Raw genomic sequence first — 20,759 nt, forward strand, 5'->3', positions numbered from 1 at the left:
TGGTTGATAAACTTATCTTTGCTTCTTTAAAAATAGAATAAAATGACCAAGAATTTAGTAGAAGAATTACAATGGCGTGGAATGATTCACGACATTATGCCAGGAACCGAAGAACAACTTCAAAAAGAAATGACATCGGTTTATATTGGCTTTGATCCAACTGCAGATTCGTTACACATTGGTAGTTTAGTTCCAATTATTTTACTAGTTCACATTGAAAAAGCAGGGCATCAGCCAGTAGCTTTAGTAGGAGGTGCAACAGGTATGATCGGTGATCCAACAGGAAAGTCTGATGAGCGTAATTTATTAAATGAAGAAGCTTTAGCTAAAAATGTAGCAGGTTTAAAAAGAACATTAGGTCGCTTTTTAGACTTTGATAACGGAGCTAAAAACTCTCCTTTATTGGTAAACAATTACGATTGGATGAAGGATTTTTCATTTATCGAATTTGTACGAGATGTTGGTAAGAGAATCACTGTAAACTACATGATGGCAAAAGATTCTGTAAAAAAGCGTATTACAGGAGAAGCAGGTAACGGAATGAGCTTTACAGAGTTTACGTATCAATTAATTCAAGGGTATGACTTCTATCACTTATATAAAACCTTAAACTGTAAATTACAAATGGGAGGTTCTGACCAATGGGGAAACATTACCACAGGTACAGAACTAGTTCGTAGAATGACACCAGGTGAAGATGCAAAAGCATTTGCAGCTACGTGCCCATTAATTACAAAAGCTGATGGTTCAAAGTTTGGAAAATCAGAAGGAGGAAACGTTTGGTTAGATGCCGATAAAACATCAGTCTACAAATTTTACCAGTTTTGGTTAAATACTTCGGATGAAGACGCTGAAAAGTATATTAAAATATTTACATTTTTAGATAAAAATACTATTGATGCTTTAATTGCTGAGCATAAAGAAGCTCCGCATCAAAGAGTTTTACAAAAGAAGTTAGCTGAGGAAGTAACAATTTTTGTACATTCAAAAGAAGAGTTAGATAAAGCAATAGCTGCCTCAAATATTTTATTTGGAAAGTCAACAGCTGAAGATTTAAAGAATTTAGATGAGCAAACTTTTTTAGATGTGTTTGATGGGGTTCCGCAAGCTGAGGTAACGTCGGAAGACATAGCTGAAGGCCTAGACATGATTGCAGCTTTAGCTGCTAAGACAGGTTTCTTAAAATCAAATGGAGATGCAAGAAGAGCATTAAAAGAGAACTCAATATCAGTAAATAAGGAAAAAGTGGGTGAAGACTTTGTTATCACTTCAAAAGACCTTATTGCTGATAAATATGTGTTACTACAAAGAGGAAAGAAAAATTACTTTTTATTAAAGGTAGCGTAAAAGTCTTTTTAGATAAAATTAAAAGCCCTTAAAAGAAATTTCTTTTAAGGGCTTTTTGTTTGTGATATATAAACAAACGGGGGAAATCGTTATAAATTATGAGACAGCTTTTAAATCAAACGTTAAAGGACATCTTTTACAATTAATTCCTTTCTTTTGATACTTATTGCAGCATTTACTTTTAGGTTTAATACAATTGCTTGTGCATGAAGAACTACAAATAGTAGTTTTCTGTAATGTTTTAACAGAAGTTTTTGAGGTAACTTTCTTGGTTTCAGTATAAAAAACAATCATTATCTTTTCGTAAAATCCGTGCAAATATAAGTTTTTTATTTAGAATAAATTAAAATAAAAGAAAAAACCTTAATTTTTGTTATTGGTTATCAGTAGGGATAGTCGTATCTTTGTGTGAGTAAAAAATACCCCTTTCTTGTTAAAAAAACTTAGCATATATTTTTTTGTTGCACTGTACATGATAGCCATGCTACGACCGATAGCTCCTTTTGTAGAGTATGCGATAAATTATGATTATATATCAAAAGTTTTGTGTATCAACAAAGATAAACCAGAGTTAAACTGTAATGGTAAATGTCAGTTAATGATGGAGCTTGAACAACAACAAGATGATGATTTTAATTCGTTGCGAATTTCAATGGAAGAATATCCGATAGGGTTTGTAAATATCTTAGCTATAGAATTAGAAGAAAAGAAATTTACTGAAAGGAAAGCATTGTTTTCATTTAAGAAAAATTACCACTACTTACTTAACAAAAAAGTGTTTCATCCACCAATAGTTTAATTTTTTCATACAGTTTTTTGCGCTATTAACAATTCAAATGTTTTTGAATTGGAAGGTGCTATTATACAATTATGTAAAAAATTAAATTCAACTTTAATGAAAAATTTAGGATGGATGCTTTTTAGCATCTGCACAATAGCTGTGTCTGCTCAAGAACAAAAAAAAGACACGGTTAAACAAGAAACTATACAATTAAACGAAGTAATTGTAGACGGAAAAATAAAAACAAATCCTGTTCATGCTACAGTTAAAAATGATTATCAAAAAAAAGTAATTCAACCTAAAAACGTAGCAGACTTATTTTCTGAAATCAATGGGTTTTCAGTAATAAAAAGAGGAAATTATGCCATGGACCCTACATTTAGAGGTGCTGCTTATGAACAATTAAATGTTATGTACGATGGAGGTACAAAAGCTGTAAATGCTTGTCCGAATAGAATGGATCCGATTACCACACACATCATTCCAGAAGAAATTTCAAAAATTGAAATTATAAAAGGGCCTTTTACAGTGAGATATGGTGCAACTTTTGGAGGTATTGTAAACATGGTAACTGAAAACCATAGATTATTAGATAGTGGGTTTCATGGAAAATTCTCATCAGGATATGAAACAAATGGAAACTCATTTGTAAATATGTTACAGTTACAACATGTTACAAACAAGTTCGATGTAATAGGAAATGTAGGGTACCGAAATTTTGGTGATTATAAAGACGGAAACGGTATAGAGATACCATCATCATTTACCAGTACCGATTACGGGGTTAAATTAGGTTACAACCTTACCCAAAATCAACGCTTACAAGCACATTGGCGTCAATCTTTTGGTAGAGATATAAAGCATGCGGCGTTACCAATGGATACCGATTATGACAACAGTACGATTGTGTCGCTTGATTACAAAGCAATAAACATAGATGGCATATTAAAAACAATCACGACAAAAGGTTTTTATAGCTATGTAGATCATTTAATGACGAATGAAAACCGACCAAATTTCAACATGGTTTTTGCTTCGTCACCAGTGGAGTCAACTACTATCGGAGGTAAAGTAGAGTTTGAGTTAGATTTACATAAAAACTTTGATTTGTTTGTAGGAAGTGATATTAATCACATTAAAAGAGAAGGAAATCGTACACGTACTATAAAAATGATGAACGGTATGATGTTGCCAATGCCTATGGTTAAAGTAGATAAGATTTGGCAAGATGCTTATATAAATGATTTTGGTGTATTTTCTGAAGCAAAATTCAATTTAGCGGCTAAAACCGTATTAACTACAGGTATTCGTATAGATGTTGTAAATGCAAATGCAAAAGATTTAGAAGCTGATTTTGCCGCAATATATCCTGTGGTAAAAACAAATGAAACCAATGTGAGTGGTAATATTTCTGTAAAGCATGCATTTTCTAAAAAAGCAATTTTAGAAGCTGCTTTTGGTAGAGGAGTGCGTACAGCAAATATGGCTGAGCGTTATATTAATCATTTTACAATAGGATCAGATTCGTATGAATATTTGGGGAACCCTATGTTACGACCAGAAGTAAATAATCAATTTGAGTTAGGGTTGAAAGGAAAACTGGGGTTGAATAACAGCTTGCAATTACATTATCAAACATCAGCATTTTATTCAATTTTTGAAGATTATATTTCTGCAGTAGTCGATCCAACCATTCCAAGAAAGTTTATGCCGAATCAACAACCAGAATTTACAAAAGTGTTTACAAATATTGAAGATGCTAGCAAAATAGGGTTTGAAGTAGCAACTAAATTACAAATGTTTAACGATTACTATTTTCAAGCAGAAGTAGCTTATGTAAAGACAGAAAATGAAGATTTTGATGAATCGCTACCATTAAATCCTCCTTTTACGTCAAAAATTTCTGTTGGTTTAGACAAAGAAAAATATTGGGCAAAAGCACAATACAATATTGTGTCGAAACAAGAAAAAATTGCGCCTTCTTTTGGTGAAACAGTAACTGAAGGGTATCAAACTTTAGATGTTAAATTAGGGGTTAAACCTTTTAAAAAGTTTACATTAGGACTTGCTTGTTTAAATGTTTTTGATGAGAATTATACGAACCATTTAAATTTCTCATATAAAAATCAAGCAGGTTTGTCAATGACAAGAATTAACGAACCAGGAAGAAATTTTACAGCATTTTTGCAGTATAAGTTTTAGTTTTTGTGTAAGGATGTTTAATTTTGAAGACAAATCCTCAATTAACAATTAAAAAGAAGAACATGAAAAAATCAATTTTATCAATTATCGTATTTGCTGTAGCACTTGTGTTTACAAACGATGTAGAGGCTCAAAAATTTGCAAGCTTAGATAAAAGTCCAATGGATGCAGCTGCTTATCCAAGTAGTTACAGAATTTCAGATAAGAAAGTAAAAGTTGTTTATAGTCGTCCACAATTAAAGGGAAGATCTTTAGCAAAACTAGCTCCTATGGGAAAAGTTTGGAGAACAGGAGCAAACGAAGCTGCAGAAATCACATTTTATAAAGATGTAACTTTTGGAGATAAAAAAGTAAAAGCAGGAACATATACATTATTTACTATTCCTGGAGAAAGAGAATGGACTCTTATTTTAAATACAGCTAAAAATGTTTGGGGGTCTTACTTTTATAGTGAAAGTGAAGATGTAGCTAGAATTATTGCACCTACTACTAAGTCAGATGAAACAATCGAAGCTTTTTCTATTGTTTTTGAAGGAGAAGACGATACATTTAACATGTACATTGGTTGGGATAACGTTATTGTTACTGTTCCTATAAAAGGATAATTATAATTAAATATAAAAAAGAACAGGCATTTTAGATGCCTGTTTTTTTGTGGGTTATGTTGAAATTTACAAAGAAAGATAACAAAAGCTTCAACAAAATATTAAGAAAATTGGCATGGTGATTGTTTCAAAACTTCTCTGTATAAACTAAAAACTATTATGATGAAAAAAACAGTACTTGTAATTTTATGTATAATCGCATTTTCAGGAGTTAAAGCTCAACAAGTTAAATTTGGAGTTAAAGCAGGGTTAAATGTTGCTACAATCCATGGAGATAACTTAAATACCGATTCTAGATTGGGGCTTCATGTAGGGGGATTAGTAGAATTGAAATTATCAGATTCATTTTCTATTCAACCAGAAGTTTTGTACTCACAAATGGGGACAGAAAACGATGTTAATAAATTAAAAATAGATTACATTTCGTTACCAGTCATGGCTAAATACTATATTGTTGATGGTTTTTCCCTTGAGTTAGGTCCTCAAATATCATTTTTAGTAGATGATGTTTTAAAAACAAATGATGGTACAAGCTTAGATCCAGATGTAGAAAACTATGATTTGAGTGCAAACCTTGGTTTAGGTTACCAATTTAAACAAGGCTTATTTGTGCAAACACGATATAATTTAGGGCTAACAGCAATTCAAGAAAATCCTGATATTAAAAACGGTTCTTTTCAAATTTCTGTTGGATATCAGTTTTAACAATATAAAAACCTCTCTTTTGAGAGGTTTTTTATTAAGTAGTACTTTACTTTTCTAAAGAGTACTTTAGCTCAATGTCTGGATCCATTTGGTAAGTGTAAATAATTGAATTAAAGTGAAAAGGGTGCTCAATTCCCATTTCAAGAGGAATTGTTAGAGAAGACTCATTTCTTGTCAGCCAAATATCACCATAAACATGTACCAATGTATCCAATAGTAAGTAATTGTACTGTTCTATGTTTAATGATTTTACAGCTACTTTTTTATCAGGTAGTTGAGTAGGAATTATTGTGTTTACTGTATTTAATGAAATAGCTTCTCTAACATCAATAATGGTATCAATTTCTTCAGTTATGTGTTTGGAATCAGTAATAGGATTAACCGATAAACTCATTTTTATTAATACGTTTTCTGGAATTACAGCGGTATCTTTTGGTAGTTGAGGAAGCAAGTTGAATAAAATAGGAACATAGCACTCTCTATATAACAAAGCATCCAACGTTTCACTAAAGAGTATATGATACTTTTCAGGTTCAGGTATTTTGAAAGTAACAGCATCAGCAGTATAGTAGTTTGTTACATAATTAGTAAGCTCCAGTTTTTTTATAAGGTTTTTAGCATACTCTAGAGATTTATCATTAATTTCTAGTAAAGAAAATTGTATTTCTTCAGGGCTAAAAAGCGGAGCAATTAGAGTAATAAACGGAGCATAAGGTCCACAACCAGCATAAAAAATACGAATAGTCTCATTAGGGTGGTTTTGTTGTTTTTCTTTAATCGCCATTACCATAGCTTTTAAAAACTTCACAGTTCGTTTGTAATCTAGCAAACATTGTGCAGCATGATTTAATCCTAAAGCTTTTCCTTTTGAAGTTGTTATGGCGGCTAAGTGCTCTATATGATTGTCGAATCCAGTGAGCTGAGTTAATTCTTTAAAGTAAGTGTGTATTTCGTTTATTAAATTTTCAATTTCAGATTGTTCAATAGAGTCTTTAAGTAAGGTAGATATTTTTCCTTTAATATCTAAAGTCGTTATATTTTCGCTCATAAGTAGGTTAGTTGTTGAGCTCCCTAAATTAGAAAAATAGAATTAGTTAAAAAAGAAGCTAATGAAGTTATGTTAACAGTTTTAGAGACTGAAATTAAATCACTTATTACTCAAAAATAGGCAGTAAGGATCTTTTTCAGTTTTTATAACAACTCAATTAATATTTTGCGAATAACACCAAATAAAAGAATTAGTAAAAGCACATAACGTTTAATAGTCATGATGTGTAGTAACGTTAAAAGTAATTTTGATGTACATAGCACATTAGTACAATATAAAAACTCTCTTATTTCAATTTTAAACCTTACAAAGCTTAAATGCTTGTGAGGTTTTTTGTTTATTTAAGTCTTTATAAAGTATTAAAAGAACTAAACTTTTTACTTATCAACAATAACTGTAAATTTGCATCCTTTAAAACAAGCGATTACAAATGCAATACAATCATCAAGAGATAGAAAAAAAGTGGCAAAAGTACTGGGCAGATCAAGGTACATTTAAAGCTGAAAATAATTCTGATAAACCAAAATATTATGTGTTAGATATGTTTCCTTATCCATCAGGAGCAGGGTTACATGTTGGGCATCCATTAGGGTATATCGCCTCAGATATTTATGCACGTTACAAGCGTCATAAAGGGTTTAATGTATTGCATCCACAAGGATATGACTCTTTCGGGCTGCCTGCTGAACAATATGCGATTCAAACAGGGCAGCATCCAGCAATTACTACAGAAACGAATATTAAAACTTACCGTCGTCAGTTAGATAATATTGGGTTTTCGTTCGATTGGTCTCGTGAAGTTCGTACTTCAAATCCAGAATATTATAAATGGACACAGTGGATTTTTATTCAACTGTTCAATTCTTGGTACAATAAAGACACGGATAAAGCAGAAGATATTGCAACCTTAGTAGCAAAGTTTGAAGCAGAAGGAAATACGAATGTAAATGCAGTTGCTGATGAAGATATAACTATTTTTTCTGCGGAAGAATGGAAAAACTTCTCTAACAAAGAACAACAAGAAATACTATTACAATACCGTTTAACATTTTTATCTGATACTGAAGTAAACTGGTGTCCAGCACTAGGAACGGTATTAGCAAATGATGAAATTGTAAATGGAGTTTCAGAACGTGGAGGGCATCCTGTAGTTCGTAAAAAAATGACTCAATGGTCTATGCGAATTTCTGCGTATGCACAACGTTTATTAGACGGATTACAAAATATTGATTGGCCACAGCCATTAAAAGATAGCCAAACTAACTGGATTGGTCGTTCACAAGGGGCAATGGTGTCTTTTGATGTGGACGGACACGATGCTAAAATAGACGTATTCACAACACGTCCTGATACTATTTTTGGAGTGTCTTTTATGACCTTAGCTCCAGAACACGATTTAGTAGCACAAATTACTACAGCTGAACAAAAAGAAGTAGTTGAAGCTTATGTTGAAGCTACAGCAAAACGTTCTGAGCGTGATCGTATGGCTGATGTAAAAACCATTTCAGGTGTGTTTACTGGTGCGTATGCGTTGCATCCGTTTACAGGAAAACAAGTACCAATTTGGATTGGTGATTATGTATTAGCAAGTTACGGTACAGGAGCGGTGATGGCGGTACCATGTGGTGACCAACGTGATTATGATTTTGCAAAACATTTCGGATTAGAGATTCCGAATATTTTTGCAGATATAGATATTTCTGAAAAAGCAAACGATGCTAAAGATGGAATTAAATTAGCAAACTCTGATTTCTTAGATGGTTTAAATTATAAAAAAGGAATGAAAACTGTAATCTACGAATTAGAAAAACGTGGATTTGGTTACGGAAAAATAAACTATCGTTTACGTGATGCAGTATTCAGTCGTCAACGTTATTGGGGAGAACCTTTCCCTGTATATTACAAAGACGGAATGCCACAAATGATTGATGCGAAGCATTTACCAATTGTATTACCAGAAGTAGAAAAATATTTACCTACTGAAGATGGAAAACCACCATTAGGAAACGCAGAGGTTTGGGCATGGGATACAACAACAAATACTGTTGTTGAAAATAGCAAGATTGACAACGAAACTGTTTTCCCGTTAGAACTGAATACTATGCCAGGGTGGGCAGGAAGTTCTTGGTATTTTAACCGTTATATGGACTCGAATAACGAAGGAGAGTTTGTAAGTAAAGAAGCGGTTGACTATTGGAAACAAATAGATTTATATATTGGAGGTTCAGAACACGCTACAGGACACTTATTATATGCGCGTTTTTGGCAAAAATTCTTATTTGATAGAGGATTGTTACCAGTAGATGAGTTTGCTAAAAAACTAATCAACCAAGGAATGATTTTAGGAACTTCTGCTTTTGTTTATAGAGTAGAAGGCACAAATACATTTGTTTCTAAAGGGTTAATAGGAGACAAAATAGTACAACCTATTCATGCCGATGTTTCTTTAGTAAATTCTTCTGATGAGTTAGATATTGAAGCGTTTAAAAAGCATCCATTAAATGTTGATTTTAAAGATGCAGAATTCATTTTAGAAGATGGTAAATACATTGTAGGACGCGAGGTTGAAAAAATGTCAAAATCGAAATACAATGTTGTAAATCCAGATTTAATTTGTGAAGAATACGGAGCAGACAGTTTACGTTTATTCGAAATGTTCTTAGGACCGTTAGAACAAACAAAACCTTGGAAAACTTCAGGGATTTCAGGAGTATATTCTTTCCTAAAGAAATTATGGAAATTATTTACAGATGAAAATGGAATCAATGTTTCTGATGCTGAACCAACGAAAGACGAATTAAAGACCTTACATAAAACGATTAAAAAAGTAGAAGAAGATATTGAGAACTTCTCGTTCAACACATCCGTTTCTACTTTCATGATTGCAGTAAATGAGTTAACAGCGTTAAAATGTAACAAACGAGCTATTTTAGAACCATTGTTAGTGTTAATTTCTCCGTATGCACCACATATTGCAGAAGAATTATGGAGTCAGTTAGGACATGATGAGTCTATTGCAACCGTAGCTTTTCCAAAATTTGAAGAGAAGCATTTAGTTGAAAGTTCTAAGAACTATCCAGTTTCTTTCAATGGTAAAATGCGTTTTACCTTAGAGTTACCGTTAGATATGAGCAAAGACGAAATTGAAAAAACGGTCATGGCACATGAAAAAACGCAACAACAATTACAAGGAAGAGAGCCTAAAAAAGTAATTATTGTCCCAGGAAAAATTATAAATATTGTAGGGTAAGCTAACCTTATTAATATAAAAAGCCCACAAGCAATTAATTTGTTTGTGGGTTTTTATTTTTAAACTAAATTCGCGCCTTGTAAAAACAAATTAAAATTTCAACGAATGAAAAAGATTTTTAAAATTAGTTATGCGGTTTTGATGTGCCTAACTTTAGTAATGAGTAGCTGTTCTGATAGCGATAATGATCCAGCTGGAATTGCAAACACAAAATTATCAGGAAACGTATTTGGAACAAGTTTTACGGCAGAAGGAGGTAAAGCATTTATGTCTGGAAATAATGAACTTTCAGTACATATTACCAATATACAAGCAGATTGTAGTTCAGATATTTTTGATTATGAATTAGAGATTTCAACTTATGTGAAAGCAGAGTTAGGAACTTATGATAATGTGAATGTAGTTTTTAGTAAGAAAGGATCTAACCCTTTAAACTTTTTTCAAGGAGTTGCGGAGGTTGTAAGGTTTACAAATAATGAACTAACCATAAAAATAAAAGCAAATTCAAGTGCTGATAATTCAATAGAAGGATTTTTTACAGTTCCTTTTTGTGAATAATAGTTAAAAATATTGTTTAAAAGAAAGCCTTTACATGCATGTAAAGGCTTTCTTATTTTATGTGATAAAGTCAAAAACTTTTCTCAAATTTGCTTTCCAAAAAAATAAAATATGAAAAAAGTATCCCTTAACAATTCATGGATTTTTGCAATAATTCCAATTGGTATTTTCATTTTTGTAGCATTTCCACAGTTACAAAACGTGTACGAAGCGTTTCATAAAAGAGAAATTGAAGTACAGCAAAGTGTACGAGAACTAGACTCATTACAACAGCTTACAAACCCCACAAGAAAAGATTTAAATGATATAAAACGTCTTGAAATTACTGTTCCAGTTCATAAGTTAAGTATAAGTAAACAACGATATACTTACTATAAAACTGGTGGGATCTTAGCGGTATTAGCTTTTATGCTTATAGGTATGTTTGGTTCTAGTTATTGGGCAAAAAGAAAGAAAAACTCACCAACCAATAAACAAATAGAGTTTTCTTTTGGTGACTTTACAACCGATGCTATTGGGCAAAACATTTCTTGGAGTGCTGTTAAAGGCTCAGGAAGTAATTTTTTAAGTGAACGCTTACAAAAAACAGCTTTTGGTTATAAAATAACCTCTAGCTCTTATTTGAAATTTGCAGCTTGGAGTTTCCTTTTAATGGGGTTAAACTATGTGGTTTGGTCTTTTATAGAATTTTTTGAATTTTCAAAAGAACCTTTAACATTTATGCATGGAGGAAAGATGTTTTTTACTTCAGGAGGTCCTTTTTTATTAGTAGGTGCTTTCTTATTATTTTCTTTTGGAGCCAAAGCATTTTTATACTCACAAAAAAGGAAAGTATTAGTTGATGGTGAAATAATACCTTTTCAACAAGTGTATGCATTACAAGTATTGTCAAAATTTGTTGAAGGAAATAAGTCAGGAGGTTATTATTGTTATGAAGTTAATTTGGTTACTCAAAATGGAGAGCGTCATAACTTACTAAATCACGGTGATAAAGAATATTTGTTAAGCGATATGGTAAAAATAAGTAGATTTTTAAAAGTACCTGTTTGGAATAATGGAGTAGCTTAAAATAATTTATAGGTATTTGATAAACTTTTACTAATTTACACAAATACAAATCGTAAAAGCTGACATTATTTTATCCTGTAAAAAAAAATCATCCAATACATGTTACTTTTCTTCAGTAAGGGAGATACCTGAAAATGTTTGGAAAGAGCTTCAGTGTACAAATAACTTATATCTTCAGCCAGAATATTTGGAGGCTCTAGAAAAGAACAATAAACAAATACAGTTTTCTTATATTTTATTGTTTGATGAAAAGCAAGAAGCGATAGCTTTCGCTGCCATTAAGTTAGTCGATTTTTATTTAGACAGTGTTCAAAACGATTTACAATCGATTGTAGAATGGATGCGTTGTATGGGGAGGAAATTACACTTATTGTCTTCTCAAAAACCCTTTAAAATACTTACATGTGGTAATACTTTTGTAAGTGGTGAACATGGAATTTTTATAAAACCTAATCAAGATAAGAAAGAAGTAGTAATACAATTAGCTAAAGCTATTATAGCCTTTGAAAAAGAGATTTCAAAAGAAACAATAGATGCTTTTATGCTGAAAGATTTTGTGAACGAATCTCTTTTTATTACTGATGCACTACATAATGTTGGTTATAATTCTTTTAATGTGGATCCTAATATGGTATTAACATTAGACAGTAATTGGAATACTTTTGAAGATTATTTAGCGGCATTAAAAACAAAGTATAGAGTAAAAGCTAGAAAGGCTTTGAAAATGAGTACAGGTATACAAACTGAAGAGATAACAATTGAATCTTTAAAACAATTATTGCCCGAAATGGCGTTACTATATAAGAACGTATCAAATAAGGCGAGTTTTAATTTAGGGTACTTTAATATTGAAACCTACATGTGTTTAAAAGAGAACTTAAAAGATGATTATGTTATTAAGGTATATTGGTTAGGAGATAAGTTAGTTGGGTTTTTGTCAGGAATGATAAATCAAAACTCGTTAGATGCGCATTTTGTAGGGATTGATTATACAGTTAATAGGACCTATGCAATTTATCAAAGAATGTTGTATGATTATATTTCATTGGCTATTGATAGAAATATAAAAGCCATAAACTTTGGAAGAACAGCTAGTGAAATAAAAAGTTCTGTAGGAGCAGTGCCTCAAGACTTAACAATTTATTTACGACATAGAAAAAGTATTCCAAACCGTATTTTAAGTTTATTTTTGAATAGAATTCAGCCAACAGAATTTAGGTTAATTAAACCTTTTAAAATAAAAAAAGTATAAAGAATTAAATCCTCTTTATTGTATTAACAAATGAAAAACACACAAGAATTATTAAATATACTTACCCTTGACGATTTAGGTGAAGGGAACTTTAACGGAGTAAGTAGAGATATAGGAAGCCCAAATGTTTTTGGTGGTCAAGTATTAGCACAAGCTTTAAATGCTGCTTATAGAACAACACCAAAGGAACGTATTTTACATTCGTTACATTCATATTTTTTAGAAGCAGGGAATTTAGAGTTACCTATAACTTATAACGTACAAACTATCCGTGATGGAGGTAGTTTTTCTACGCGTAGAGTAACAGCACATCAAAATGATAAAACAATTTTTATTTTGTCCTGTTCATTTCATAAAAAAGAAGATGGTTATGAGCATCAAATGCCAATAAAAAAGGACTTAAAACAACCAGAAGAGTTGTTAAGTTGGACAGATATGTTAGATCAGTTTGGAGCTTTTTTACCAAAGAAAATGAAAGACTTTTTAAGTATTGAGCGTCCTATTGATTTTAAACCAGTACAAATTGTAAATCCGTTAGACCGAAAGGATTTACCACCCGTAGTTGATGTTTGGTTTAAATTAAAAGGAGAAGCATCTGATTTACCACTAGGAATTAAACAACAAATATTAACTTATATATCGGACTATAATATTTTAACAGCTTGTTTAAATCCTAATGCTAGTGTAGCCAATTTTGGAAATACACAAATGGCAAGTTTAGATCACTCCATGTGGTTTTACCGCGATTTTGATTTTAATGATTGGATGTTATTCTCTGTTGAAAGCCCTAACACTAATGGAGCAAGAGGTTTTGCTTGTGGAAATATTTATACTAGAGATGGTAAGTTAATAGCTTCAGTTGCGCAAGAAGGTTTAATGCGTCCCATGAAGAAGAAGTAATAGTTAATATAGATAAGAAATAAAAAAAGCCGAGTTAATTAACTCGGCTTTTTTTATTTGATTAAGCTTCTATTTCAGCTGTTTTTGTACTGATATGAAACTCTTCATATGTTTCTAGTAAACTCATTAATCCAGATACTAAATCTTGTGTCTCAATTAAAATACTAAAGTATAATGTAGTATTCTTTGGACTTGTTTCATCTGTTCTAATACGTTCTACTTGTTTTTCTATAGATTTAGATACATCTTTTAATAACTCTTTCTTTTCGTTAATAATATGTCCTAAATTATCAAAACTTCTATTTTCAAAAGTATCACCAATATCAGCTAATAGCTTAGAAAGCGTATTGTCAATACTTTTAAGATCTTTAATTTGTCCTTTTTTAAGGTTTTTATGGTTGTTATTAACGTGCTTGTAAGTAGCTCTAGAGATGTAGCTAATAGACTGAGCAACGTCTTGTAAATACCCTAAAATTAAAATATAGAATCTACTTGCTTGTACCGAAGTATCGTCTAAAGACTTAATAAAGTAGAATACACCGTCTTTTAAGTTATCAATTTCATCATTTAGTTTTGTAACGTGTTTATCAGTTTTACGCAATTTTACTAAATCGTGTGTAGCAAGGTCTTTTACAACGCTTGAGTATAATTTATTAATACGGTGAGCAACACCAGCAATATGATCTGAACTTTCTTCAATCACACCGTTAATGGTGATTAATTCTGCTCTCTCCATATGTACTTGTTTCTTCTCTTCTTTAGATTTTTTTCTGTGTTGTAAAGTGTTTCTTGCAATTAAAAGAGCAACCACTAATAACAATACAGGAATCATTACCATATCCCAGCTAATTAAGTAAGCTACTAAAGCTGCAGTTAAGAAAGCTGTAATCGCTGTTAAGAACCATCCACCAATAACATTAATTACACCAGCAACTCTATAAACAGCACTTTCACGTCCCCAAGCTCTATCAGCTAAAGAGGTACCCATTGCAACCATAAATGTTACATAAGTGGTAGATAATGGTAATTTCATTGAAGTTGCAATAGAAATTAAAATACCAGCAACAATTAAGTTTACAGATGCTCTTACTAAATCGAAAGCAGGCATTTCGTAAGTTTTGTCTTTAGGTAATTCAATTACAGGTTTTTGAAACTTTGAATCGATAAAGTTTAAAGTCTTTTTAGGTATAATAGCACTAATACCTAGGTTTACTCCCATAGCTGCTCTAACTACAACTCTAGATAATGGGTTCGGTTGAAATTTTTCATGTCCGTCTCCTTGGCGAGATAAATCAATACCAGTTTTAATTACATTTCTAGCTTTGCTAGAAGTCCATAAAGTGACAACCATTACTGCTCCTGCCAATAATAATAACCATACGTTAGAAGGTACTTTCTTAGCTAAAATCCCCATAGAGAATGCATCAGGTGCAACACCAGATACTTCCCAAGCTTGGTATGAGTTCCAAGCAGCAATTGGTACACCAATAAAGTTTACTAAATCGTTACCAGAAAAGGCCATTGCTAAAGAGAAGGTACCTACACCAATAATCAATTTTAAGATATTGACTTTGAAAAAATGGATTAATACTTGAGATATAGCACTCCAAAAAACAAAGCCTCCAGCAATTATAACAAGTGTGTTTCCTTCAACTAAATGTTTTATATCTTTATAAAAAGGAGTTCCTTTCATTCCTTTAACAAAGATAAAATATGTAATAGCCGTAATTGCGAAACCACCAAATAAAGCATTGATGTAACTAGCTCTTTTTTCAAAATTAAACGAATAAATTAAACGAGAAAAGAACTGTACAATTGCACCAACAGAAAAAGCAACTACTACGGAGAGTAGAATACCATTAATAATCTGAATAGCTTTTTTATGATTAATGTAGTTCCAAATGTCTGAAATTGATTGAGCTTCGTTAGCTGCAATTTTAATTAATGACACACAAACAGCTGCCCCTAATAATTCAAATACAATAGAAACTGTTGTTGAGGTAGGCATTCCTAATGAGTTAAAGATATCTAATAGTAAGATATCAGTAATCATAACAGCCATAAAAATAAACATGATGTCTTGGAACATAAACATGCTAGGGTTAAAAATCCCCTTACGTGCTACTTCCATCATACCGCTTGAGGTAACTGCTCCAAAAAACACCCCAACGCTCGCAATTATCATAATATTTCTTACTTTAATTGCTTTAGAACCAATTGCTGAATTTAAAAAGTTAACAGCATCGTTACTAACTCCCACAACCAAGTCTACAATAGCTAAAACAGCCAAAGCGACTAGCATCAAAATATATGGATCTCCCATTTTTTAGTTTTTAATTAAGTTTTGCAAATTTAGTTACACAAGAACGCTCTCATGTTATGTTTATGTTATCATTTAAAGGTGTATGTCTACCTGTAATCTATACATCAATTGATTTGTAGCTGTTGCTATATCTAAGTAACTAATATCGGTTTGTACTTTTAATTTATGACCAACAATGTACTTTGATAATCCTATTGTGTATTGATTTTCAGTTCCTTTTCCTGTAATGTTTTCGTCCAAAGAAATGTTAGTAAAACGACCAGATACTTCCCAGTCTTTGGCAAATAAATACCCTGATTGAAGGTTTAAACCACTTCCTACTTGTACAATTTCTCCAGTAAGAGTTCCATCTGAGTTTTTTGCGAAAGGATCTTCGGCGTCTCGGTATGAATATTCTCCCATAAAAGAGAATCCTTTATATTTAAACATAGCATCCATAAAAAAGGTTGATATGTTTGTTTGATAGTAACCTTCATCATTAACCATATATGTACCTTGGTTACTTCTAGTTTTTACGGCATTGTTATTAAAGTCATAACTCATACCAATAGCAAGTTTAGGTGCTTGCTCTCTTTTTAAGTCTCCACCTATATAATCTCCTTTGCCTTCAAACTTTCCAAAAGGTAAAAATTCTAGATGAGCAGTATATTGATGTCCGCCTAGGTTTCCTACAGTAACATTTCTTCCTTCACCTTGCGAAAAAGCTAAAGCTTCTCTAACAATAAACTTATCAGATAAATTAAAATGATGTCTTAACTGTATTCCCATATCTCTATCAATATTAAAACGTTTGTTTAATAAAGAACGATCTACTAATTGCATATTTGCTGAAGAAATAACACGTTCACGATTTCCAGGTAGTTTGGTTTGCCCAAACCATAATTCAAAATTTTGATGGAAGTTCCACTTTAGAACTGCATCTAAAATGTATCTTGGGGCGTTTCCTGTATGTTCTGAAGCGCCACTAATATCTCTATTAGACAATCCAAGTTCCATTTTATATTTTAATTTAGGAGAAAAAGCAAATCCTTTAAATTTTAATCGAGCTCTTCTTACTAACATTGAAGATGTTGGGTTATATAAACCATCTTTGTTAGAATCCCATTCTGCTGTTGCTAAAAATTGCATTCTAGCACCCATATTCATAGACCAAGTACTGTCTTTTCCAACTAGATTAAATATACCCTTTCCAAATTTTGGTGCGTTTGTTTGTTGTGCATGTGTGTAGAGTAACACAAACATACTTACAGACGTAAGTACTGTTTTATAGTTCATTAGATGTTGTTTATTAGTTTTTGTCGCCGCAAATAACTAACCCTTATGTTAACTTAGTGTTAATCTAATATTAAAAAACTGCCTTGTTTTCAAGGCAGTATATAGTGAGTCAAATAAATAGTCGACAAAAACTAATAAATTTATAATGACTACTCCTCTTTTAGAGGTGAATCAAAAGTATTCTCTTTTTTTAATATAAATATTAAGTACAATTTAATAAACTGTTATGTGATGTGGGGTTTTGAGTTAATAAAAAGTTACGAAGTTAAATGTAGTCGGTTATTTTTTTAGGCCCCTCAAGAACAGATCTTGTAATTTGCATAGTACCATCTTCTTTAGTTACTACATGCCACTTAATAAGAGTTATTTCATTACTCTCAATTTCTAAACCAGTTATGCATCTAGGGTGTACACAGCTACCATCATTAAAATGTGGAAGTTTGTTTTTTGATGGAAATCTGGGACGATGTGTATGTCCTGTAATAATCATTTGATTATTATTACTCTTAATCCATTCTTCTAAACGGCGTTCTACCTTTATTAATCCTTTAAAGTTTTGAGCAGGACTTGTGGGGTCTTTAATTCCATGTATTTGTAAAGGTCGCCATAAAACACGAACCAAAAACCTGCTGAATTTCCAAAAAGTATAATTAAACCAATCTGCTTGATGACCGTGGAGTAAGAAAATAGATTTACCATTTTCTTGTACCAGTTTAATTGCTTCAGAAAAAGAAGCATTTGGCATTAACTCTTTTTTCTTTCCGTCAATAGTGTCGTAATAAGAATTAAAGTTTTTAGCAACATTTTTAGGCTTTCGATAATTCATATCATGGTTTCCCCAGATAAAATATAACCTGTTTTGTTGGTGAAACTTTTGAAGTAATAGGTAAATGTATTTATTAGCATTGAAAATGTTTACAAATTTATTTTCCCAAAGCTCATCACCATCTCCTAACTCTATATAGGTGAATTCTTTTTGTAAATATTGGGATAAAGCATAGTGATATATTTTTCTATTACGAGCAAAGTCATCAGCAAAACTGTTGTCACCTCTATGGCAATCAGAAAATAAAATATATTTAGAACTCTCATTTAAAGGTAGCTCCTTTGCTCTTTTAAAAGCTCTGTTTATTCTATGATTTGAAGACATTGGTAGTAGAAGTTTATGCGCATATAAAGGTGCAAAAAAATGAAATATACAACAAAATTTATTGAGTGTTAAAAAGGTAAGCTATTAAGTTAAGTTTATGATTAAATAAGAAGGTGAAAAATATTTTAGTTCTATGATGTTAATTTTTAATAACTTACAAGAAAATTTATAATTAATATTAATACCCTTCAAAAATGAAAAAAAAGTATTTACTACTTTCGTTACTATTGCTGTGCCTTAGTTTTTCTAATGTTTACAGCCAAGAAAAAATGTTTTATGGTACTATTGAAACCAAAGACGCCTTAAAACTACAAAAAGTTGCTCCTACCGATATTAAGATTCTTTCCTCCACAAATGGCTTTAGTGCTGTAAAGTTAAGTCATCATGCAGCTGAAAAATTACATCATATGATTTTAACTCATGGTCCCGGGTTTATTTATGAATCTTCTGAAAATGAAGCTTTACAAACCATTCAGAAACTTCAAAGTAAAAAAACTCATCAGCAGAGAGCATCGTATACTATTAGTGAAGATCAACTTGTAAATCAAAGCATAGGTTTGGTGAATAATACAAATATTGCTAATCATATTGTAGAGCTTGAAAATTACGGTACTAGATATCATACAACTCAAAAAGCTACGCAAGCTGTTCAAGATTTAAAACAAAAATGGGAAACAATGGCTAGTGGTAGGTCTGACGTTAGTGTTAGAATAGTTAACCATAGTAGTACTATAATGCCTTCTGTAGTTATGACAATTCAAGGAAGTGATCTTCCAAATGAATACGTAATAATAGGAGGTCATATCGATTCTGTTAGTCCAGAAAGAGAAACAAATGCACCTGGTGCTGATGACAATGCTTCTGGTATTGCTACAATTACAGAAATGGCTAGAGTACTCTTTCAAATGGATTTTCAGCCAAAACGAACTATTGAGTTTATGGCATTTGCTGCTGAAGAAGTTGGTTTAAGAGGCTCAAAAGAGATTGCACAAGATTATAAAAATAGAAATGTTAATGTGTTATCATACGTGCAATTTGATATGACAAATTATAAAGGATCACCTAAAGATGTCTACATTTCTGATGATAGTTATAACAGCAGTACTCTTAATGCTTTTTTAGCAAGTCTTATGGATCATTATAATGCTTCAGGAAGTCATCAATTTACTTACGATTATACACGATGTAACTATGGTTGTTCTGATCATTATAGTTGGGCACAACAAGGATACGATGCAGCTTTCCCTTTTGAAGCATCATTTAATGGTTCAAGTCCTTATATTCATACTGTAAATGATACATCTGACCGATTTCCAACTGCTAATGCTACGCATGCGGCAAAATTTGCTAAACTTGGTTTAGAGTATTTAATTGAGGTAGCTAAAAGTAAAGGAAGCGTTAGTGTACCAACTTATTGCGATTCAAAAGGAAATAATGTGAATGATGAATATATTCAGAATGTAACACTTGGGTCAATTAATAATAATTCAGGAGCAACAAATGGATATGAAGATTTTACTAATGTTTCTACTGATATAGAGCAAGGAAGCTCCAATACAATAACTGTTACACCTAAATGGACAGGAACGGTTTATAAAGAAGGATATGCTGTTTGGATTGATTATAATCAGGATTCTGATTTTGAAGATAACGGAGAGCAAGTGTGGGTTAAAGGTGCTTCTACTGATAATTCAGTTAGTGGTAGCTTTACTGTACCTAATACTGCAAAATTAGGAGTAACAAGAATGAGAGTGTCTATGCGATACAATAATACTCCTTCTTCTTGTGGTTCATTTGATTATGGAGAGGTTGAAGATTATACTCTAAATATTATTGAAGGAGATGGAGGTACTAGCACAGATATTTGTGATGGTGTACCTCAATATGATTCTTCTCAAAACTATCAGGTTGGTGATAGAGTTGTTTATTTTAATGTTTTGTATGAGAGAACTTCAAGTGGATGGAATAATATTGGAAACTGTGGTGGTGCTAAAACCGATAATTTAAATGTAAGGCAAGTTTTAGTAAATGATAAAGATGTAATTATTTTTTCTCCGAACCCTGTTGAAAACAACTCAATCACTTTGCAGATAAATAACGAGTTGTGGAAAAATAAAGAAGTTGCTATTTATAATGTAAATGGAAGGTTGTTGAAAAAAATAAAAATGAGCTCTAGAAGTAATAATGTAGATGTTTCAAAATTATCAGTAGGAATTTATTTTGTGTCTTTAGATGATACAGGAAAAACGTATACTAAACAATTAGTTAAAAAGTAATTTTAAACATAGAATAAAA

General features: G+C 31.7%; 15 protein-coding genes. 11 read left to right on the forward strand and 4 right to left on the reverse strand.

What is annotated here, in order from left to right; translation table 11 throughout:
* Positions 1 to 42 precede the first annotated feature (42 nt).
* The 5 genes from tyrS to ACTPNM_RS02890 all read left to right on the forward strand — a co-directional run bounded on the left by tyrS (position 43) and on the right by ACTPNM_RS02890 (position 5,640).
* Positions 43 to 1,347 (forward strand): tyrosine--tRNA ligase, encoded by a 1,305-nt coding sequence (gene tyrS, locus ACTPNM_RS02870; RefSeq protein WP_440120544.1) that lies wholly within the window; start codon positions 43 to 45, stop codon positions 1,345 to 1,347.
* Between the two features lie 481 nt (positions 1,348 to 1,828).
* Positions 1,829 to 2,146, forward strand: coding sequence for a hypothetical protein (locus tag ACTPNM_RS02875; RefSeq protein ID WP_440120545.1), 318 nt, complete (start codon positions 1,829 to 1,831; stop codon positions 2,144 to 2,146).
* A 96-nt stretch (positions 2,147 to 2,242) separates the two neighbouring features.
* Positions 2,243 to 4,330: a TonB-dependent receptor domain-containing protein gene (locus ACTPNM_RS02880; protein WP_440120546.1), complete on the forward strand. Its 2,088-nt coding sequence runs from the start codon at positions 2,243 to 2,245 to the stop codon at positions 4,328 to 4,330.
* Positions 4,331 to 4,392: 62 nt separating this feature from the next.
* Positions 4,393 to 4,935 (forward strand): DUF2911 domain-containing protein, encoded by a 543-nt coding sequence (locus tag ACTPNM_RS02885; RefSeq protein WP_440120547.1) that lies wholly within the window; start codon positions 4,393 to 4,395, stop codon positions 4,933 to 4,935.
* Between the two features lie 162 nt (positions 4,936 to 5,097).
* Complete coding sequence (locus tag ACTPNM_RS02890; RefSeq protein ID WP_440120548.1) at positions 5,098 to 5,640, forward strand: porin family protein; 543 nt, start codon at positions 5,098 to 5,100, stop codon at positions 5,638 to 5,640.
* 46 nt (positions 5,641 to 5,686) lie between these two features.
* Here the strand turns inward: ACTPNM_RS02890 and ACTPNM_RS02895 are convergent, their stop codons facing one another.
* Positions 5,687 to 6,688, reverse strand: coding sequence for a phytanoyl-CoA dioxygenase (locus tag ACTPNM_RS02895; protein WP_440120549.1), 1,002 nt, complete (start codon positions 6,686 to 6,688; stop codon positions 5,687 to 5,689).
* A gap of 430 nt (positions 6,689 to 7,118) precedes the next feature.
* On the opposite strand from ACTPNM_RS02895, the gene leuS reads away from it, so the two are divergent.
* The 5 genes from leuS (at position 7,119) to ACTPNM_RS02920 (ending at position 13,716) form a co-directional block, all read left to right on the forward strand.
* Positions 7,119 to 9,938, forward strand: coding sequence for a leucine--tRNA ligase (leuS, locus tag ACTPNM_RS02900; RefSeq protein ID WP_440120550.1), 2,820 nt, complete (start codon positions 7,119 to 7,121; stop codon positions 9,936 to 9,938).
* A gap of 105 nt (positions 9,939 to 10,043) precedes the next feature.
* Positions 10,044 to 10,496 carry a hypothetical protein gene (locus ACTPNM_RS02905; RefSeq protein ID WP_099276567.1) on the forward strand — a complete coding sequence of 151 codons (453 nt, stop codon included), beginning with the start codon at positions 10,044 to 10,046 and terminating at the stop codon, positions 10,494 to 10,496.
* A 111-nt stretch (positions 10,497 to 10,607) separates the two neighbouring features.
* Positions 10,608 to 11,564 carry a hypothetical protein gene (locus ACTPNM_RS02910; RefSeq protein WP_440120551.1) on the forward strand — a complete coding sequence of 319 codons (957 nt, stop codon included), beginning with the start codon at positions 10,608 to 10,610 and terminating at the stop codon, positions 11,562 to 11,564.
* Positions 11,565 to 11,751: 187 nt separating this feature from the next.
* Entirely contained in the window at positions 11,752 to 12,816 is a 1,065-nt protein-coding gene (locus ACTPNM_RS02915) for a GNAT family N-acetyltransferase (protein WP_440120552.1), read from the forward strand.
* 30 nt (positions 12,817 to 12,846) lie between these two features.
* The gene (locus ACTPNM_RS02920; RefSeq protein WP_440120553.1) at positions 12,847 to 13,716 is read left to right on the forward strand and encodes an acyl-CoA thioesterase; all 870 of its coding nucleotides are present in this window, start codon (positions 12,847 to 12,849) and stop codon (positions 13,714 to 13,716) included.
* A 61-nt stretch (positions 13,717 to 13,777) separates the two neighbouring features.
* Here the strand turns inward: ACTPNM_RS02920 and ACTPNM_RS02925 are convergent, their stop codons facing one another.
* The 3 genes from ACTPNM_RS02925 to ACTPNM_RS02935 all read right to left on the reverse strand — a co-directional run bounded on the left by ACTPNM_RS02925 (position 13,778) and on the right by ACTPNM_RS02935 (position 18,464).
* Positions 13,778 to 16,039, reverse strand: coding sequence for an inorganic phosphate transporter (locus tag ACTPNM_RS02925; protein ID WP_274639044.1), 2,262 nt, complete (start codon positions 16,037 to 16,039; stop codon positions 13,778 to 13,780).
* Positions 16,040 to 16,111: 72 nt separating this feature from the next.
* A complete protein-coding gene (locus tag ACTPNM_RS02930; protein WP_274639045.1) occupies positions 16,112 to 17,314 on the reverse strand; it encodes a porin in 1,203 nt (400 codons plus the stop codon).
* 265 nt (positions 17,315 to 17,579) lie between these two features.
* Positions 17,580 to 18,464, reverse strand: coding sequence for a metallophosphoesterase (locus ACTPNM_RS02935; protein WP_440120554.1), 885 nt, complete (start codon positions 18,462 to 18,464; stop codon positions 17,580 to 17,582).
* Between the two features lie 194 nt (positions 18,465 to 18,658).
* Here ACTPNM_RS02935 and ACTPNM_RS02940 point away from each other — a divergent pair, with 194 nt between their 5' ends.
* Positions 18,659 to 20,740 carry a M20/M25/M40 family metallo-hydrolase gene (locus ACTPNM_RS02940; RefSeq protein WP_440120555.1) on the forward strand — a complete coding sequence of 694 codons (2,082 nt, stop codon included), beginning with the start codon at positions 18,659 to 18,661 and terminating at the stop codon, positions 20,738 to 20,740.
* Positions 20,741 to 20,759 lie beyond the last annotated feature (19 nt).

This window comes from Tenacibaculum sp. Ill (assembly GCF_051938915.1).
In the GTDB taxonomy this organism is placed as follows: Bacteria; Bacteroidota; Bacteroidia; order Flavobacteriales; family Flavobacteriaceae; genus Polaribacter; species Polaribacter larymnensis.

Bases quoted from the DNA above. Each gene is read 5' to 3' on its own strand.
- tyrS (WP_440120544.1), top strand. From the start codon at position 43: ATGACCAAGAATTTAGTAGAAGAATTACAATGGCGTGGAATGATTCAC.
- ACTPNM_RS02875 (WP_440120545.1), top strand. From the start codon at position 1,829: ATGCTACGACCGATAGCTCCTTTTGTAGAGTATGCGATAAATTATGAT.
- ACTPNM_RS02880 (WP_440120546.1), top strand. From the start codon at position 2,243: ATGAAAAATTTAGGATGGATGCTTTTTAGCATCTGCACAATAGCTGTG.
- ACTPNM_RS02885 (WP_440120547.1), top strand. From the start codon at position 4,393: ATGAAAAAATCAATTTTATCAATTATCGTATTTGCTGTAGCACTTGTG.
- ACTPNM_RS02890 (WP_440120548.1), top strand. From the start codon at position 5,098: ATGAAAAAAACAGTACTTGTAATTTTATGTATAATCGCATTTTCAGGA.
- ACTPNM_RS02895 (WP_440120549.1), bottom strand. From the start codon at position 6,688: ATGAGCGAAAATATAACGACTTTAGATATTAAAGGAAAAATATCTACC.
- leuS (WP_440120550.1), top strand. From the start codon at position 7,119: ATGCAATACAATCATCAAGAGATAGAAAAAAAGTGGCAAAAGTACTGG.
- ACTPNM_RS02905 (WP_099276567.1), top strand. From the start codon at position 10,044: ATGAAAAAGATTTTTAAAATTAGTTATGCGGTTTTGATGTGCCTAACT.
- ACTPNM_RS02910 (WP_440120551.1), top strand. From the start codon at position 10,608: ATGAAAAAAGTATCCCTTAACAATTCATGGATTTTTGCAATAATTCCA.
- ACTPNM_RS02920 (WP_440120553.1), top strand. From the start codon at position 12,847: ATGAAAAACACACAAGAATTATTAAATATACTTACCCTTGACGATTTA.
- ACTPNM_RS02925 (WP_274639044.1), bottom strand. From the start codon at position 16,039: ATGGGAGATCCATATATTTTGATGCTAGTCGCTTTGGCTGTTTTAGCT.
- ACTPNM_RS02930 (WP_274639045.1), bottom strand. From the start codon at position 17,314: ATGAACTATAAAACAGTACTTACGTCTGTAAGTATGTTTGTGTTACTC.
- ACTPNM_RS02935 (WP_440120554.1), bottom strand. From the start codon at position 18,464: ATGTCTTCAAATCATAGAATAAACAGAGCTTTTAAAAGAGCAAAGGAG.
- ACTPNM_RS02940 (WP_440120555.1), top strand. From the start codon at position 18,659: ATGAAAAAAAAGTATTTACTACTTTCGTTACTATTGCTGTGCCTTAGT.